The 16,609-nt window shown below is 67.3% G+C and carries 17 protein-coding genes; 8 read left to right on the top strand and 9 right to left on the bottom strand.

All coding sequences use genetic code 11. The features are described from left to right. Positions 1-11: 11 nt before the first annotated feature. The gene (locus ABZ004_RS27665) at positions 12-509 is read left to right on the top strand and encodes an NUDIX domain-containing protein (protein WP_355683984.1); all 498 of its coding nucleotides are present in this window, start codon (positions 12-14) and stop codon (positions 507-509) included. On the opposite strand, the gene ABZ004_RS27670 is transcribed toward ABZ004_RS27665, so the two are convergent. The 4 genes from ABZ004_RS27670 to dxr form a co-directional block, all read right to left on the bottom strand. Continuing rightward, positions 502-1,050 carry a nucleosidase gene (locus ABZ004_RS27670; protein ID WP_355683985.1) on the bottom strand — a complete coding sequence of 183 codons (549 nt, stop codon included), beginning with the start codon at positions 1,048-1,050 and terminating at the stop codon, positions 502-504. The genes ABZ004_RS27665 and ABZ004_RS27670 overlap by 8 nt on opposite strands. Before the next feature lie 520 nt (positions 1,051-1,570). Further along, positions 1,571-2,722 (bottom strand): flavodoxin-dependent (E)-4-hydroxy-3-methylbut-2-enyl-diphosphate synthase, encoded by a 1,152-nt coding sequence (gene ispG / locus ABZ004_RS27675; protein ID WP_355683986.1) that lies wholly within the window; start codon positions 2,720-2,722, stop codon positions 1,571-1,573. Between the two features lie 27 nt (positions 2,723-2,749). Beyond that, positions 2,750-4,060, bottom strand: coding sequence for a M50 family metallopeptidase (locus tag ABZ004_RS27680; RefSeq protein WP_355683987.1), 1,311 nt, complete (start codon positions 4,058-4,060; stop codon positions 2,750-2,752). Beyond that, positions 4,057-5,286 (bottom strand): 1-deoxy-D-xylulose-5-phosphate reductoisomerase, encoded by a 1,230-nt coding sequence (gene dxr / locus ABZ004_RS27685; RefSeq protein WP_355683988.1) that lies wholly within the window; start codon positions 5,284-5,286, stop codon positions 4,057-4,059. The genes ABZ004_RS27680 and dxr overlap by 4 nt, the downstream gene beginning before the upstream one ends. 59 nt (positions 5,287-5,345) lie before the next feature. Between dxr and ABZ004_RS27690 the strand changes: the two genes are divergently transcribed. The 4 genes from ABZ004_RS27690 to ABZ004_RS27705 all read left to right on the top strand — a co-directional run bounded on the left by ABZ004_RS27690 (position 5,346) and on the right by ABZ004_RS27705 (position 8,530). Continuing rightward, on the top strand, positions 5,346-5,924 hold the full coding sequence (locus ABZ004_RS27690; RefSeq protein ID WP_355683989.1) for a DUF1707 domain-containing protein: 579 nt from the start codon (positions 5,346-5,348) through the stop codon (positions 5,922-5,924). 89 nt (positions 5,925-6,013) lie between these two features. Next, complete coding sequence (locus ABZ004_RS27695; RefSeq protein ID WP_355683990.1) at positions 6,014-7,177, top strand: acyl-CoA dehydrogenase family protein; 1,164 nt, start codon at positions 6,014-6,016, stop codon at positions 7,175-7,177. Between the two features lie 4 nt (positions 7,178-7,181). Further along, positions 7,182-8,132, top strand: coding sequence for a phosphotransferase (locus ABZ004_RS27700; protein ID WP_355683991.1), 951 nt, complete (start codon positions 7,182-7,184; stop codon positions 8,130-8,132). A gap of 101 nt (positions 8,133-8,233) precedes the next feature. Continuing rightward, complete coding sequence (locus ABZ004_RS27705; protein WP_355683992.1) at positions 8,234-8,530, top strand: DUF6458 family protein; 297 nt, start codon at positions 8,234-8,236, stop codon at positions 8,528-8,530. Here the strand turns inward: ABZ004_RS27705 and ABZ004_RS27710 are convergent. Next, the gene (locus ABZ004_RS27710; protein ID WP_355683993.1) at positions 8,517-9,008 is read right to left on the bottom strand and encodes a GNAT family N-acetyltransferase; all 492 of its coding nucleotides are present in this window, start codon (positions 9,006-9,008) and stop codon (positions 8,517-8,519) included. The genes ABZ004_RS27705 and ABZ004_RS27710 overlap by 14 nt on opposite strands. An 80-nt stretch (positions 9,009-9,088) precedes the next feature. On the opposite strand from ABZ004_RS27710, the gene ABZ004_RS27715 reads away from it, so the two are divergent. Both ABZ004_RS27715 and ABZ004_RS27720 read left to right on the top strand, forming a co-directional pair. After that, complete coding sequence (locus tag ABZ004_RS27715) at positions 9,089-9,469, top strand: nuclear transport factor 2 family protein (RefSeq protein ID WP_355683994.1); 381 nt, start codon at positions 9,089-9,091, stop codon at positions 9,467-9,469. Between the two features lie 46 nt (positions 9,470-9,515). Then, on the top strand, positions 9,516-9,785 hold the full coding sequence (locus ABZ004_RS27720; protein ID WP_355683995.1) for a hypothetical protein: 270 nt from the start codon (positions 9,516-9,518) through the stop codon (positions 9,783-9,785). Here ABZ004_RS27720 and rny read toward each other — a convergent pair. The 3 genes from rny to ABZ004_RS27735 form a co-directional block, all read right to left on the bottom strand. Beyond that, positions 9,742-11,445 (bottom strand): ribonuclease Y, encoded by a 1,704-nt coding sequence (gene rny / locus ABZ004_RS27725; protein ID WP_355683996.1) that lies wholly within the window; start codon positions 11,443-11,445, stop codon positions 9,742-9,744. The two genes, ABZ004_RS27720 and rny, sit on opposite strands and share 44 nt — an antisense overlap. Positions 11,446-11,952: 507 nt before the next feature. Beyond that, entirely contained in the window at positions 11,953-12,675 is a 723-nt protein-coding gene (locus tag ABZ004_RS27730) for an antitoxin (RefSeq protein ID WP_355683997.1), read from the bottom strand. Between the two features lie 553 nt (positions 12,676-13,228). Beyond that, entirely contained in the window at positions 13,229-13,768 is a 540-nt protein-coding gene (locus tag ABZ004_RS27735; protein WP_355683998.1) for a regulatory protein RecX, read from the bottom strand. 295 nt (positions 13,769-14,063) lie between these two features. Here ABZ004_RS27735 and ABZ004_RS27740 point away from each other — a divergent pair, with 295 nt between their 5' ends. Next, positions 14,064-14,297 (top strand): hypothetical protein, encoded by a 234-nt coding sequence (locus ABZ004_RS27740; RefSeq protein WP_355683999.1) that lies wholly within the window; start codon positions 14,064-14,066, stop codon positions 14,295-14,297. Positions 14,298-15,278: 981 nt separating this feature from the next. Here the strand turns inward: ABZ004_RS27740 and recA are convergent. Further along, a complete protein-coding gene (recA, locus tag ABZ004_RS27745; RefSeq protein WP_355684000.1) occupies positions 15,279-16,364 on the bottom strand; it encodes a recombinase RecA in 1,086 nt (361 codons plus the stop codon). Positions 16,365-16,609: the final 245 nt, after the last annotated feature.

Genomic DNA, 16,609 nt, shown 5'->3' on the forward strand with positions numbered 1-16,609 from the left:
CACTTACTGGCATGTATCTCGGGAAGTTCGTTCATGACTCCGGCCTCGATCTGACCGCGCCGACCATCGAGCGGGTCGCAGTGCGTGGGGTGCTGTTCCGCGGTTCGGAACTGCTGCTGCTGAAGTCGAGGCACGGCGACTACAAGTTCCCGGGCGGCGGGGTGGAGGCCGGCGAGACGATGACGGCGGCGCTGGAACGGGAGTTCCTGGAGGAGTGTGGGTTCTCTGGTATCGAGGTGGGGCTCGCGCTCGGGCTGACGGTTGAGTATCTACGGGCGGCCGAGCCGGAGTACGAGGTCTTCAAAATGACTTCGCACTACTTCTACTGCTCGGGTGGGGTCTCCGGTTCTTCTCAGTCGCTGGAGGACTACGAGAGTGAACTGGAGCTGGAACCGGTGTGGGTCACCGTTGCTTCCGCCTTGGCCGCCAACCGCGCTGTCGCGGAGAGCGGTGTCGGCGTGCAGCGCTGGCTGGCCCGGGAGACCCAGGTGCTTTCACACCTCAGCTGATCTCGTTGCGCACCCATTCACCGAGCACCTTCGCACTGGCGTCGACAAGAGCCGGCCAATCCAACGCAGCCTCGTCAGCACTGTCCGAGACATGCTTCACCAACCGCACCGGTGCGCCGTACTCCCGGCACGCGAACGCGACGCCGTACCCTTCCATATCCACCAGATGCGCCCGTTTCGCGAGCCTGTCCCGTACGACGGGGTCCGACACGAACACGTCGCCCGACGCGAGCACAGTCCCGTCGCCGCCCTCGATCGTCAACGACTCCTGCGGATCCAGCCCGATCGCCCGCACCGCATCGGCGTTGATGTCGTGGTTGATCACCTCACTCGGCAGATACACCCCGGACAACCCGTCGCGCAGCGCCCCCGTAGTACCGATGTTCAACACCACCAGATCCCTGGTGTCCCGACCCGCCAACGCCCTGGCCACCGCCACCGCCGCCGACGTCTTCCCCACCCCGGTCAACACCACCGGCACCCCCTCCGGCACATACCTCGCCTCAGCCGCAATCGCACTAACCACCAAGTAGCCCGTCACCCTCCGAAGGCTATCCCGCTCCCCAACACGACCGCCCGCACAAACCCCCACCTCAACCCCGCGCAGACCCCCCAACCGTTCGTACACCCCACCGGCGTCGGAACAGCACGCCGGCGGTCCGGACAGCACGCCGCGGATCCGGACACCACGTCGGAGGTCCGGACACCACGCCGGGGGTTCGGACACCACGCCGGGAGTTCGGAAAACACGTCGGGAGTCCGGACACCACGTCGGGGGCTCGGACAGCACGTCGGGGGCTGGGACAGCGCACAGCCTGTCCACAGCACCCAGTTGGTGTCCGGACCCCCGGTACGCAGCCCGGACCCCCGACTACCCAGGTCAGGACTCACAGCCCCGGACACCACGTCGGAGGTTCGGACAACACCTCGCGGGCTCGGACAGCGCACAGCCTGTCCACAGCACCCAGTTGGTGTCCGGACCCCCGGTACGCAGCCGGACCCCCGGGTGGTCAGGCCAGGGGGTGGGGCCGGAGGGAGGGTCGAGCGGGGGTGGTGCGGAGTTAGCTGACGGAGACGGTGGGTTCGCCGGAGGGGGCTGTGTCGCCCATTTCTTCGGCGATGCGCATCGCCTCTTCGATCAGGGTTTCTACGATCTTGGACTCGGGGACGGTCTTGATGACCTCGCCCTTGACGAAGATCTGGCCCTTGCCGTTGCCGGAGGCAACACCGAGGTCGGCTTCGCGCGCCTCGCCGGGGCCGTTCACGACGCAGCCCATCACGGCGACGCGGAGCGGCACCTCCATGCCCTCGAGACCGGCGGTGACCTGCTCGGCCAGCGTGTACACGTCGACCTGGGCGCGCCCGCAGGACGGGCAGGAGACGATCTCGAGCTTGCGCTCGCGCAGGTTCAGCGACTGCAGGATCTGCAGGCCGACCTTGACCTCCTCGACCGGCGGCGCGGACAGCGAGACGCGGATGGTGTCGCCGATCCCCTTCGACAGCAGCGCACCGAACGCGACGGCCGACTTGATCGTGCCCTGGAAGGCCGGTCCGGCCTCGGTCACGCCGAGGTGCAGCGGCCAGTCCCCCGCCTCGGACAGCAGCTCGTAGGCCTTGACCATCACGACCGGGTCGTTGTGCTTGACCGAGATCTTGAAGTCGTGGAAGTCGTGCTCCTCGAACAGCGACGCCTCCCAGACCGCCGACTCGACGAGCGCCTCGGGCGTCGCCTTGCCGTACTTCTGCAGCAACCGCGGATCCAGCGACCCGGCATTGACCCCGATCCGGATCGACGTGCCGTGGTCCTTCGCCGCGGCCGCGATCTCCTTGACCTGGTCGTCGAACTTGCGGATGTTCCCCGGGTTCACCCGTACGGCGGCGCAGCCGGCCTCGATCGCCGCGAACACGTACTTCGGCTGGAAATGGATGTCGGCGATCACCGGGATCTGCGAGTGCCGGGCGATCTCCGGCAGCGCGTCCGCGTCGTCCTGCGACGGGCAGGCGACCCGGACGATGTCGCAGCCGGCCGCGGTCAGCTCGGCGATCTGCTGCAGCGTGGTGTTGACGTCGGACGTGAGCGTCGTCGTCATCGACTGCACCGACACCGGCGCGTCACCACCGACCAGCACCTTGCCGACCTTGATCTGGCGGGTCTTGCGGCGCGGGGCGAGGGTCGGCGGAGGCAGCGCGGGCATGCCCAGGGAGATGCTCATTTTTCCTTTAACCGTTGAGGTGAGGTGTTATCCGTTGAACAGCTTGATCGGGTTGACGATGTCGGCGATGACGAGCAGCACGCCCATCACCACGATGAAACTGGCCGCCACATAGGCGATCGGCAGCAGCTTGGCGACGTCGACGTACCCGGGATCGGGCCGGCCGAACAGCTTCGCGAAGCCGCGCCGGAGGCCTTCCCAGATGGCGCCGATCATGTGCCCGCCGTCCAGCGGCAGCAGCGGGATGAAGTTGAACAGGGCAAGGAACAGGTTCAGCGAGGCGAGCAGCGAGACCAGGAAGGCGATCCGCTGACCGCCGGTCAGCGCGTCGTTCGACGCGACCTCGCCGGCCACCCGGCTGGCGCCGACGACGCTCATCGGGCTGTCCTCGTCACGGTCGCCGCCGACGATCGACTTCGCGACGCCGACCAGCTTCTCCGGGAAGTGGCCGAGCGCCTTGACCGTCGCGACGGTCAGCTCACCCATCTTGTCGACGACGAAGCCGAAGTCCTGCCGCTCGACCTTCATCTCGGGAGAGACGCCCAGGAAGCCGACCGAGACCAGCTTGTCCGAGCCTTCCTTGTCCACCACCTGATTGAGGATCGTGTTGGTCTGCAGGGTGGTCTGCTGACCGTTGCGCTCGACAACGATCGTGGCCGGCTTGTCGGTGTTCGCCCGGATCAGCGGGGTCAGGTCGTCCCAGGTCTTGATCGCGGTCCCGTTGAAGGACACGATCTTGTCGCCGACCTGGAAGCCCGCGGCCTTGGCCGGCGATTCCTTGTCACTCGGCGTGCACTTGCGGTCGGCCGACGCCTGGGACGCCGGGATCACGCAGTCGGTCACCGTGGAGACCGTGGTCTGCGCGACGTTGGCGCCGTAGAACATGAACAGCCCGGCGAACAGCAAGAACGCGATCGCGACATTCACCAGCGGCCCGGACGCCATCACGATCAACTTCTTCCACCACACCTTCTGGTAGAACAGCCGGCCGTTGTCGGCCGCGTCGATCGTCTCGTACTCCGCGTTCCGCGCGTTCTCCACCAGGGACTGGATCGGGCCGGTGTTGGCCTTGCGGACCTTCGTCGGGTCCTGTCCCTTGGCTGGCGGCATCATCCCGATGATCCGCACGAACCCACCGGCCGGGATCGCCTTGAACCCGTACTCCGTCTCGCCGCGCTTGGTGGACCAGACCGTCCGGCCGAAGCCGACGAAGAACTGGGTCACCTTCATGCCGAACGCCTTGGCGGGCAGCATGTGGCCCATCTCGTGCAGCGCGACGGACACCAGGATGCCGACGACGAACAGCACGATCCCGAGGAAAGTGAGGAGTGCGCTCATGCCTGTGTGGTCTCCCGGCGCTGGTCGGTAGCGGTCAGTTCACGGGCCCTCGTCCGGGCCCAGGCGTCCGCGGCGAGTACGTCGTCGATGGACAGTTCCTCGTACGAGGGTACGTCGTGTTCGGTCACAATCCGGGCCACGGTGTCGATGATTCCGAGGAACGGCAGCCGGCCCTGCCGGAACGCCTCCACACAGACCTCGTTCGCGGCATTCAGTACTGCGGGCGCCGTGCCGCCGCGCTCCCCCGCCTCCCGGGCCAGCTGCACCGCCGGGAACGCCTCGTCGTCGAGCGGCTCGAACTCCCAGCTGGACGCCTTGGTCCAATCGCAACCGGCCGCCGCGTCCGGAATCCGTTCGGGCCAGCCGAGGGCGAGCGCGATCGGCAACCGCATATCGGGCGGCGACGCCTGGGCGATGGTCGCGCCGTCGAAGAACTCCACCATCGAGTGGACGATCGACTGCGGGTGGACGACCACCTCGATCCGGTCCATCGGCAAGCCGTAGAGAAGGTGTGCCTCGATCACCTCGAGACCCTTGTTGAACAGGTTCGCCGAGTTGATGGTGATCACCGGGCCCATGTCCCAGGTCGGGTGCTGGGCCGCTTGCTCCGGCGTGACATCGGTCATCTCGGCCCTGGTCCGGCCACGGAAGGGCCCACCGCTCGCGGTCACGACCAGTCGGCGTACCTCGTCCATCGTCCCGGCCCGCAGGCACTGGGCGAGTGCGCTGTGCTCGGAGTCGACCGGCACGATCTGGCCCGGCTTGGCCCGCTTCATCACCAACGGGCCGCCGACCACGAGCGATTCCTTGTTCGCGAGGGCGAGCGTCGTACCGGCGTCCAGGGCGACCAATGTCGACTGCAACCCGACCGAGCCGGTGATGCCGTTGAGTACTACGTCACAGGCCATCCCGGCGAGCTCGGCGGAGGCGTCCGGACCGGTGATGATCTTGGGGATCCGGAACTGGCCCTGTGCGTAGCCGCGGCGCTTGGCCTCTGCATAGAAAGCCAGCTGGAGATCCTGCGCCACAGTAGCCTTCGCGACCGCGACCACCTCGACCTCGAAGTCCAACGCCTGCTGCGCGAGGAGGCCGACGCGGTGCCCGCCGCCGGAGATCGCGAGCACCCGGAACCTCTCCCGGTTGCGGCTGATCAGCTCGAGGGCCTGGGTCCCGATCGAGCCGGTCGAGCCGAGGATGACGACGCTGCGCGGATTCACGCCGCTCATTCTCCCAGGTCAGCCCGCGCGGAGGCGATTCGCCCGGTCCCGGCGCTACCTTTACCTCTATGAGTCTGGAACAGCCGCCGCCCGAGCGCCGGGCCTCTGACAACGACCGCGAACGAGCCGCCTCGGTGGTGCAGGAAGCGCACAGCGACGGCCGGCTGGATTTCCAGGAACTGGACGAGCGGCTGACCCAGATCTACTCGGCCAAGACCGAGCTGGAGTTGCGGACGGCGACGGCCGATCTGGTCCCGCTCCCGCACGGCAGCAACTCGGTGGAGATGGTGATCCGCGGCCGGCACAGCGCGCAGAAACGCGAGGGCGCATGGCAGGTTCCGGAGCGGGTGGTCGCGGTCGGCGAGCACTCCTCGATCCGGCTCGACTTCACCGACGCGGTGATCCCCTGGCGGGAGGTGCACGTCGACGCGCGGATCAAGCACAGCTCGATCGTGATGATCGTGCCGCCGGGCTGGAGCATCAACATCGACGACATCGACATGGTGCACGGCACGGCGGCGAACAAGGCGGGTGCGCCTGCGCCCGGCGGGGTGCGGCTCCGCGTCACCGGCGAGGCGCGGCACGGGAGCATCGTCGTACGGCATCCACGCAAGCGGCACTGGTGGTGGCCCTGGTATCGCAAGTAGCCGGGCGTCGTACTGCGCGGTGAGCAGGGCCACAGCGGGTTGTGGATATCTGAAAGCACGGCCGGGCCGGTTGCGGATAGCGTGACGTCATGACCGTTTCGCTGGATCTCGTCGACGTCGACTCGCTGCTGACCTCCGAGGAGCTCGATATCCGGGCCACCGCTCGCAGGTTCGCCGACGAGCGGCTGCGCCCGCAGCTGCCCGAGTGGTTCGAGGACGCGACGATCCCGGCGCGCGAACTGGCCAAGGAGCTGGGCTCGCTCGGCTTCCTCGGGATGCACCTGACCGGCTACGGATGTGCCGGGGTGGGGCCGGTCGCCTATGGGCTGGCCTGCCTGGAGATCGAGGCGGCCGATTCGGGGATGCGGTCCCTGGTCTCGGTGCAGGGGTCGCTGGCGATGTATGCGATCTGGAAGTACGGCAGCGAGGAGCAGAAGACCGAGTGGCTGCCACGGATGGCGGCCGGCGAGGCGATCGGATGCTTCGGGCTGACCGAGCCGGACTTCGGGTCGAACCCGGCCGGCATGCGCACGAACGCCCGCCGCGACGGTGACGACTGGGTGCTGAACGGTTCGAAGATGTGGATCACCAACGGGTCGGTCGCCGAGGTGGCGGTGGTCTGGGCGCGGGCCGAGGACGGGGTGCGTGGCTTCGTCGTGCCGACCGCTACGCCGGGGTTCTCGGCGCCGGAGATCACCCGGAAGATGTCGTTGCGGGCGTCGGTGACGTCCGAGCTGGTGCTCGAGGACGTTCGGCTGCCGGCGTCGGCGATGTTGCCGGAGGCACGCGGTCTGTCGGGGCCGCTCGGGTGCCTGAACGAGGCGCGGTTCGGGATCATCTTCGGCGCGATGGGTGCGGCCCGGGACTGCCTGGAGACGGCGCTGGATTACGCCGCCGATCGCCAGGTGTTCGACAAGCCACTCTCGGCGTACCAGCTGACCCAGGCGAAGTTCGCCGACATGAGCGTCGAGCTGAACAAGGGGATCCTGCTCGCGGTGCACCTCGGCCGGCTGAAGGAGAAGGGCGCGCTGCGTCCGGAGCAGGTCAGCGTCGGCAAGCTGAACAACGTCCGCGAGGCGATCGCGATCGCCCGCGAGTGCCGCACGATCCTCGCCGCCAACGGGATCAGCGGTGAGTATCCGATCATGCGGCACGCCAACAACCTCGAATCCGTCCTCACCTACGAGGGCACCTCGGAGGTCCATCAACTGGTGATCGGCCAGGCCCTCACCGGCCAGGCCGCCTTCCGCTGACCGCATGCTGATCGAACCGGCCGTCGACCGAGGCAGCCTGACTTCCGCCGTTCACCTGTACTACGGGCTGACGGTCACGGCGATGGAGTTCGTACCGGTTGGTTGGGGCACGGCCGGTTATCGGCTGTGGGCCGGAAAATCGCAGTATTTCCTGAAGCTCTGGCCCCGTGAGGCCCCTGGAGCCTTGGCGCGGCTGCCGATCGTGCAGGAGCTCCATGAGCAAGGGTTGCGGGTGCCTTATCCCTTGGCGACAAGAGATCGCCAGCTGTCGGCGCGGATCCAGGCCGGCGTGATCGCGTTGTTCCCGTTCCTCGCCGGACAGTCTCCGCCGGAATGGCCGGTCTGCCCGCGACCGGTGCTGGAGGAAGTCGGCCGGACGATCGGCCAACTGCATTCCCTTCGGCTCGACCTGCCGTTCCGCGAGGAGTTCGCGGTGGGACCGCGAGAGCGCTTGCGGCCGTACCGGGGCGGGTCCGTGCTGAGGCGGTACGAGAGAGAACTGGCGGGCCAGCTCGATCTCCTCGATGAATTGCGGGGAAGGGCACTGGCGGCGCCCGGATCGTTCGTGGTGACTCACACCGATCTGATCGGCAACAACATCCTGGTCGATGACGAGGGACGAATCAGCCTGCTCGACTGGGACGACGTGCGACTCGCGCCACCGGAGTACGACCTGTCGCTGTTGCTGCACGGCGTGCAGCCTGTCGACGGGCGCGCGTTCGGCATCGTGCTCGAGGTCTATCCGCGGCGGCCGCTGCGGATCGAGTCGTTCGCGTTCTTTTTGCTTCGCCGGGCTCTGGACGATTTCACGGCGCGCGTCGTCGTTCTCTCCGAAGGCGATCGGTCGCCGCACGAACTCGCCGATGCGCGCGAAGGGCTGGAGCTGTGGGGCGCCGAGCAATGGCGGCACCTCGACCGCCGCCTCGACCTCGTCCGCTCGGCCTTGGCGGGTTGACGCTTGTGCATGGCAAGCATTTGATTGGGTACTGAGAGTGAACGGGGATCAACAATTGGTCACCGTTGATTGGTACCGCCCTGCCGGGGAAAGGGGCAATGATGCGAATCAACGTGGGCATCCTGCTGATCGCAGCGGGTGCCATCCTTGCCTTCGCCGTACGGCACGGCTCGGGGCCGGTGAACCTCACCGTGGTCGGCATCGTCATCATGCTCGGCGGCCTGGCCGGGCTCTGGCTGTCGTACCGGGTCGTGAACCAGCAGCGTCAGGAAGACATCACGCTGATCAAACCGGGGATCGAAGAGCAGTACGACACCGCTCCCCACGAGTACGCGATCGAGGAACAGATCGACGTCACACCGGTCGCCTACCAGGAGCACCCAGCTAAAGAGGCTTGATCAGGTAGGTGCAGAGATCGCGGTGGGTGACGAGGACGCGTCCGTCCGCGTCCTTCTCGGTCCACTCGTCGCGCACCTGCGGGCCGTCCCAGTCGCGGTAGCCGAGTCGTTCGTAGAGCCGTCGGGCGCCGGTGTTGTCAGGTCCGACGCCTAGGCCGATCGCGGCGTACCCCCACTCCCGCGCGAGCTCCTCGGCCGCGGCGATGATCGCCGTACCGATGCCGCGCCCTTGCTCGTAGGCGTGCAACGCGTTGATCTCGGCGGGATCCGGGCCGGCCTGTACCTCGGGATACCAGCTGTGGCGCCGCAGCATGGTGTGTCCGACCACCTGGCCGTTCTCTCGCGCGAGCAGGTAGACCGCCTCGCCACTGAGTTGCTGGGCCCAGCGCTCGCGGTGGTGTTCGCGCGTCGCGGGTGATTGCGCGGCGGCGATGAGGGCGTCGAGTTCGTGCTGTTCCGCCGGCCGGATGTCGAGCATTGTCCGAAGGTAGCCGAGGGCTTTAAGCCTGGCTAAAGGATTTCGGCGCAGACTGGGATTCTCCGAAGGGGGTGGCCGGGATGACCGATCGGAATCGGGAACTGCTGGAGCGGTTGTGGCCGATGGACGGGCAACTGGCATTGTCCGCCGAGGCCGAGCACGAGTTGCGGACCGACGACTACGTGCTGGTGATGCCGCAGTCCGGCGAGCAGATCACCGGGCGGGACACGATGCGCGCGATGCAACAGGAGTACCCGAACCCGCCGTCGATCGAGATCCAGCAGATCCTCGGCGCCGGCGACACGTTCGTCGTCCTCGGCCGATCGAACTACGCCGGCGAGATCTACCACGTTGCCAACATCGTCGAGTTCTCCCAAGGCAAAGTCGCCCGAGAAACCCGAATCTACGGCTCCCCCTTCGAGGCCCCGCAGTGGCGAGCAAAGTACGCCGATCCACGCTGAACCTGGCCGATGTACGACCAACACGGCAGCCGGTACGCCGTATTCGGTGGCCCGTTTGCCGAAGCTGATCCCGGTCCGACCTTCGCCGTACCGGGTGCCCGGCGCGACCTTCGCCGCACCGGGTGCCCGGTCGTCCGACGCGGGTCCCAGCGCGACGTACGTCGTACCGGCTGCTTGGTTGAGCGACGCGGATGCCGGCGCGACGTACGCCGGACCGGCTGCTCGGTTGAGCGACGCGGATGCCGGCGCGACGTGCGGCGTACGGGGATCCGCTACTTGGCGACCTCGGTGGCGCGGGATTCGCGGACTACGGTGACGCGGATCTGGCCGGGGTAGGTGAGTTCCTCCTCGACCTGCTTGGCGATGTCGCGCGCCATCACCTGCGCCGCGATGTCGTCGACCGCGTCCGGCAGCACCATCACCCGGATCTCCCGCCCGGCCTGCATCGCGAACACCTTCTCGACCCCGTCGTGATGCATGGCGATCTCCTCCAGCCGCTCCAGCCGCTGGACATACGCCTCGAGCGACTCCCGCCGCGCCCCCGGCCGGCCACCACTCACCGCGTCAGCCGCCTGCGTCAGCACAGCTTCAACGGTCCGTACTTCGACTTCGTTGTGGTGCGCCTCGATGCAGTGCACGACATCGTCATCCTCGCCATACTTCCGCGCGAGTTCCGCTCCAACGATCGCGTGACTGCCCTCGGACTCGTGCGTGAGCGCCTTACCGATGTCGTGCAGGAACGCCCCGCGCTTGCACCGCTTCGCATCAAGCCCGAGCTCGGCCGCCATCATCGAGGCGATGTGCGCGGACTCGACCAGATGCTTGAGCACGTTCTGCCCGTACGACGTGCGGTAGCGCAGCAGCCCCATCGTCCGGACCAACTCCGGATGCAGGTCGGTGATCCCGACCTCCGCCATCGCGTCCTCGGCAGCCCGCTGGCACAACTCGGCGACCTCGCCCTTGCTCCGCTCGTAGATCTCCTCGATCCGGCTCGGATGAATCCGGCCGTCGAGCACCAGCGAGTCCAGAGTCAGCCGCGCGGTCTCCCGGCGTACCGGATCAAAACAAGACAGCAGAACGGCCTCAGGAGTGTCGTCGATGATCAGATTGACGCCAGTCGTCTGCTCGAACGACCGGATGTTGCGCCCCTCGCGGCCGATGATCCGGCCCTTCATGTCGTCGCTGGGCAGGTGCACGACGGAGACCACGGACTCGCTGGTCTGCTCGGAGGCGAGTCGCTGGACCGCGCCGGTGATGATCTTGCGCGCCTTGACCTCACCCTCGTCCTGCGCCTGGCGTTCGATGTCGCGGACGATCGAATGCGCGTGCCGCTTCGCCTCGTCCTCGATCGCGGCGACCAACTCGGCCTTCGCCTGCTCGGTGGTCAGGTTCGCGACGCCTTCGAGGATCCGCCGGCGTTCGTCCTCGAGATCGCGGATCTCGGCCTTCCGCTGATCGAGCTCCGCGAGCTGGACCGCCAGATCGTTCTGCCGCTCCTCGGTCGCCCGGTGCTGTTCGTCGAGGCGCTCCTCGCGCTCGGTCAGCCGGTGCTCGCGCCGCTCCATCTCGAGTCGCTGCTCGCGCAGATCATCACGGATCGATTGAGCCTCGAGCTCGGCCTCCCGGCGTACATCGGAAGCCCGTTGCTCAGCCTCACGCCGTACTTCGGACGCGCGATCCTCGGCGCCCCGGCGGATCTCCTCCGCGCGCTGCTCAGCGGCCTCGGCCCGAACCCGCAGTACCGCGGCTTCCTCCTCGGCCTGCCGGCGGACCGACTCGGCCGCCGCCTTCGCACCGGCCGTGATGGTGGCAGCCTCCAGCTTCGCCGTCGCCTCGGCCGCGTTCAGGGCAGCCGACGCGTCGGCCTCCTTGCGGCGGGACAGCGTCAGCCCGATCCAGGCGAGGAGACCCACGATCAGCAGGCCGATCAGCACCAGCCCGATTGACGCCGCTACCGGCATGGCCGCGAGTGACATCGGCGTCTCCCCTCTTCGGAGTCACGCTGGGCGTGACTTTGGCTGCGACGAAGGGATGGTCCACTTGTGCGGTCGGACGACGGTACGGCGAAAGACACCAACCTTCGTGAGGCGGTGCCTTGTCAGTCATATTCCCGCCGCGATCGGAGTCGCGGTGGTCCGTCTTTCAGCTCGGTCGAGCGTGCTCTCGTGTTCATCGTTCCGGCGGGTCAGCCGGTGATCAACCGGCCCGCCGGTGCTATATCCGCCACCGTCAGGTGGAGTGATCCCTTACTGATCCCGAGGCTAAGCGCGGCTATCCACAGGGTCAAGACAAACACCCACCCCTCACATCACGGTCTGTCCCACCCCCTATCCCTCTCACCCCCAGAACCCCGCCACCCCCGCCAACCCCTCACCCCCGCCATCACCCTTGGGGGTATCACCGTAGGTACTCATCCGCCTGCGGACAGAGCTCGGCCCCGCGGGATACAACTCGCCGCGGGGCCTGAGCTGGGGTTTGAGCTGTCAGTCGCGGAGACCTGGAAGACCTTGGTCCGTGCCGGTCGCCGTCGCACCGGTCCCGGCTCCGTCAGCATTCGAGCCGGCCGAACTACTCGGCTGGTCAGCCACATCAGGCGCTTCGCCGCCAACCACAGTGGGATCGACGTCCGTCGGGTCCTGCGCCTGACTCTCCGCCTCAGGCGCCCCGTCATCTGGCCCGGTCTCAGCCGCCACACCAGCGTCATCCGCCGAAGCCGTCGCGTCATCTGCCGCCGAATCCCCCGCCGCAGCACTCTCATCCCCAGCGGCATCGCCAGCTACACCGGTCTCGTCACCCGCCGCATCGTCCGCAGCGCCCGCCTGATCGCCCGCATTGTCATCAGTGGCGCTCGGTTCATCAGCCGTGGAGCTCGTCGCGTCCCCGGCGGATTCGGCGCTGCCCGTCGTGTCGTCGCCTGCTGCGGCGTCAGTTGTTGTGTCTGACGTCGGGGGCTGGGTCGGGTCTGCACTGGTGCTATCGGTGGACTCCGGAGAGGTTTCGGAGGTACCGGGAGTTCCCTTGGCGGATTGCGAATCGACGTACTGGCCGACCTTCTCCTGCACGGAGTCGATCTTGTCGGCATACTTCCCGCCGGTCTGCTTGTCGATCAGGTCGCCGGCCTTTTCGACGCCCGCCTTGATCTTGTCCGGGTCTTGCTTGACGACATTCCGGAGCCAGTTCTTCGCCTGTTCCTGGAAATCGTTCATGTGCACCCTCCGAGAGGTGTCAGGGGCGGATCGGACGAAAATCTCAGCCTACGGACCGGTCACAAACAACCAGTCCACACTCCGGATCAGACACCGTTCGCCCCCACCCGTCAACGTCCCTCGCCGCGCACACCCCCGCCGATCCCCCGCACCCCACCATTCCTCCACACCATCCGCCCCCTAACCACGCGGCCGCTCCCACCCCAGCCCCCACCAACCGCCGTACCGGCGGACAGGAGGTATCCCCCCAATCCTGCTCCCGCCCCCGCAACTCAAGCGTGAAGCAGACGCCCCAACAGGACACCTCCTGTCCGTCGGCACGCACCCAAGCGCTCTCCATCGGCACACTGACCCGAACGCCACCTGAGCCTCAACCCGCCGATACTGCCGCGGAACACCCCGCGATCCCGGCCGCTCCACCGGCACGCACTGAGCCGAACACCACCTGAGCCTCAGCCGCCGACGCCGATTTCGACTGGGTACGTGGTTCGACTGGCCCAGGAGAACGGCGTGGTCGTCGGTTCGCCGCGCCGAGCGGGCTGAGGGGGTTGGGCTACTCGAGTTCTAGGCCGGAGTCGTTGAGGAGGGGGAGTTCCTCGTCGCTGGCGTCGAGTTCTTGTTTGATGACGGTCATGGCGAGTCCGCCGGGATAGCCCTTGCGGGCGAGGAGGCCGAGGAGGCGGCGCATGGCTACCTGACGTTCGAGGGAACGCATCGAGCGGAGTTTCTTGCGGACCAACTCGCGGGCGGTGGCTTCTTCCTGGTCCGGGTCGAGTTCGTCGAGGGCGTCGCGGGCGAGTTCGTCGTCGACTCCGCGACGGCGGAGTTCTTGGGCGAGGGCGCGCTTGCCCAGACCACGACCGCGATGGCGTGATTCGACCCAGGCGTTCGCGAAGGCGGCGTCGTCGATCAGTCCGACCTCGGTGAAGCGATCGAGCACCTCGTCCGCCACCTCGTCGGGAATCTCCCGCTCAGCCAGCAGATCAGCCAACTCGGCACGCGTCCGCGGCTGTCCCGTCAACTTGTCCAACAGAATCGACCGAGCCACCTGAGCTGGATCCGCCGCCAGATCCAAGTCCGACTCAGCGGACACCCTCGCCTGCCCACCCCCGAACTTCCGAGTCCGCCGCATCCCAGGCCGCCGCGCTCTTCCCCGCGACGACCCTCCAGCCGCACCCTCCGAAGACGACCCACCAAGCCCATCGGAAGGAGGTCCAGCAAAGCCCTCCGCCGACGTCTGACCGAGCTCAGACGACCTGGCCTGAGTTGGTACGGAATTCGGTGAAGACACCTGACCAGGCTCCGACTCCAGGGCTGACTCGTCGCGGACCGAGGCTGACTCCTCGTGAGCCAACTCTGACTTCTTGTGGGCTGAGGTTGACTTCCCTTTGGCTGAGCGGGAGCTGCTTCGAGATGAGGTCGACGGGGAGGCTGAGGTCGAGGTGGTGGTGGGTGAGCTGTTCGTTCGGGAGCCGACGGTCCATTCGGGGCGGTCCGAAGGATCTCCGGGATCGCCGAACCAGTCGGGACCACTTGAGGTTCCGCCAGACTCTGTCGACCCGGCGGAACTCCGGGCGGAGGCGTTCGATTCGTCCGGAGCAGCGGTGGGGGCGGTTGAGTGATCGGCGAAAGATCCTGGCTCCTCCGAAGCAGCCGCGAGCGGCTCGATGGAGCGGCTTGAGGGTCTCGGATCGGCCGCGGGCTTGACTCCAGTTGAGTGGATCGGCGGCGATTCCTCTTCGCCCCAGACGTCGGTGAATGTCTTGGTGCGGGTTGCGGGTGAGGTTTTGTTGCCTGAGGCGTCTGTCGGTGCCTTGGTTTCGTTTGAGTCGGTGCCGGGCTCGTCCTTGTCACCCCAGAAATCTGTGAACGTTTTGGGCTTGGCGGTGCGGGCGGCGCGGCCCTCTGTGTCGCCCCAGACGTCTGGGAGTGGCTTGGTTTCGGTTGAGCGGATGGCGGGTGCTTCGGGGGTGCCCCAGATGTCGGTGAAGGGTTGGGCTGCTTCTGGGCGATCGGGAGACGGGTGCTCGTCTTCCGGGAGCGCAGCCGCGAATGCTCGGGCTTCGTCTCGGCGGCTTCTGAACTCTCCGGCGTTGCCCGAACGGCTGCGGAGTGAGCTGGGGGCGTCCGGGAAGTCGATCGACTCGTCAGGGGTGGTTGACCAGCCATAGTGCTCATCGGCTTCGGCGGCACTGCCGTCGCTGGACTTTCCGCGGCGGCTGCCTGCCTTGCCTGTACGGCGGCCGCTGCCGGACCGATCACCCGCGACCGATCCGGCGGACCGGGGCGATCGAGCGGATCCGGCGGAGCGCGCGGATCCGACTGCACTGTCTGTGGACCCGGTCAGCCCGTCGGTCTCATCCGCAGCCCGCCTGGTGGGGGCTGCGGATCGCTTGGGCCGCTTCGTGGAGCGCGAGTCGGCGGTGCTCTGGGGATCGCCGTCGCGGAACCATGGGAGGGGCTCGACGGGTGGGCGTTCCTCGTCAGGCACCGCCGGTTTCGGCCGGGTGATTCCGGCTAGTCCCCGGCGGACTCCGTCGGGCAGCTCCGGTAGTGACTTCTTGGAGCTGCCCGGACGGTTCGCGCCGGGAGACCGGGTGGGGTCAGAAGTCGACATCGACCTCGACCGGCGCCTTGGCGTCGACCGGCTTGTCCAAGGTCGGGCCGATGCCCATCTTCTCCTTGATCTTCTTCTCCAGCTCGTTGGCCAGATCGGGGTTGTCGCGCAGGAAGTTCCGCGCGTTCTCCCGGCCCTGGCCGAGCTGGTCGCTTTCGTAGGTGAACCAGGCGCCGGCCTTGCGGACGAAGCCCTGCTCCACGCCGAGGTCGAGCAGGCTGCCCTCGCGGCTGATGCCCTGGCCGTAGATGATGTCGAACTCGGCCTGCTTGAACGGCGGGGCCACCTTGTTCTTCACGACCTTGACCCGGGTCCGGTTGCCGACGAAGTCGGTGCCGTCCTTGAGCGACTCGATCCGGCGTACGTCGAGCCGGACCGATGCGTAGAACTTCAGCGCCTTACCACCGGTGGTGGTCTCCGGCGAGCCGAACATGACGCCGATCTTCTCGCGCAGCTGGTTGATGAAGATCGCGGTCGTGTTGGTCCCGCTGACCGCACCGGTCATCTTGCGCAGCGCCTGGCTCATCAGCCGGGCCTGCAGACCGACGTGGCTGTCACCCATCTCGCCCTCGATCTCGGCCCGGGGCACCAGCGCGGCGACCGAGTCGATCACGACGATGTCGATCGCGCCGGAGCGGATCAGCATGTCGGCGATCTCCAGCGCCTGCTCACCGGAGTCCGGCTGCGAGACCAGCAGTGCGTCGGTGTCGACGCCGAGCTTCTGCGCGTAGTCGGGGTCGAGCGCGTGCTCCGCGTCGATGAACGCCGCGATCCCGCCGGCTCGCTGCGCGTTGGCGACCGCGTGCAGCGCCACCGTCGTCTTACCCGAGGACTCCGGGCCGTAGATCTCCACCACCCGGCCGCGCGGCAGACCGCCGATCCCGAGCGCGATGTCGAGCGCGATCGACCCGGTCGGAATGACCTCGATCGGCGCCCGGCCCTGCTCACCCAGCCGCATCACCGAGCCCTTGCCGCACTGCCGCTCGATCTGCGTCAACGCGGTCGCCAGCGCCTTCTCGCGATCCCCGGCCTTACGTTCCGCCGCCGCCGCACTCGCCGCTGCACCAGCCATCTGACTGCCACCTAACCCATCTAGTGATCGGGGCCGCTGTCCAGCCGCCCGGAGGATTTCTTTGTCGCCAGAGACGGTATGGGTTCGGTAGGACAGTTTTCGGTGCAACCCGAAATCTGTGGACAACTCGACCCACACCAGCGAACTTCGTACGGGACAAACTAACCCGAACACGTGTTCGAACCGCAAGTGACACGCCGAAGTTGCCCCAACATCTGCTCTGGCCCGCAGAGTGTCTACCCTGG

It is taken from the genome of Kribbella sp. NPDC006257 (assembly GCF_040613535.1).
Lineage (GTDB): Bacteria > Actinomycetota > Actinomycetes > Propionibacteriales > Kribbellaceae > Kribbella.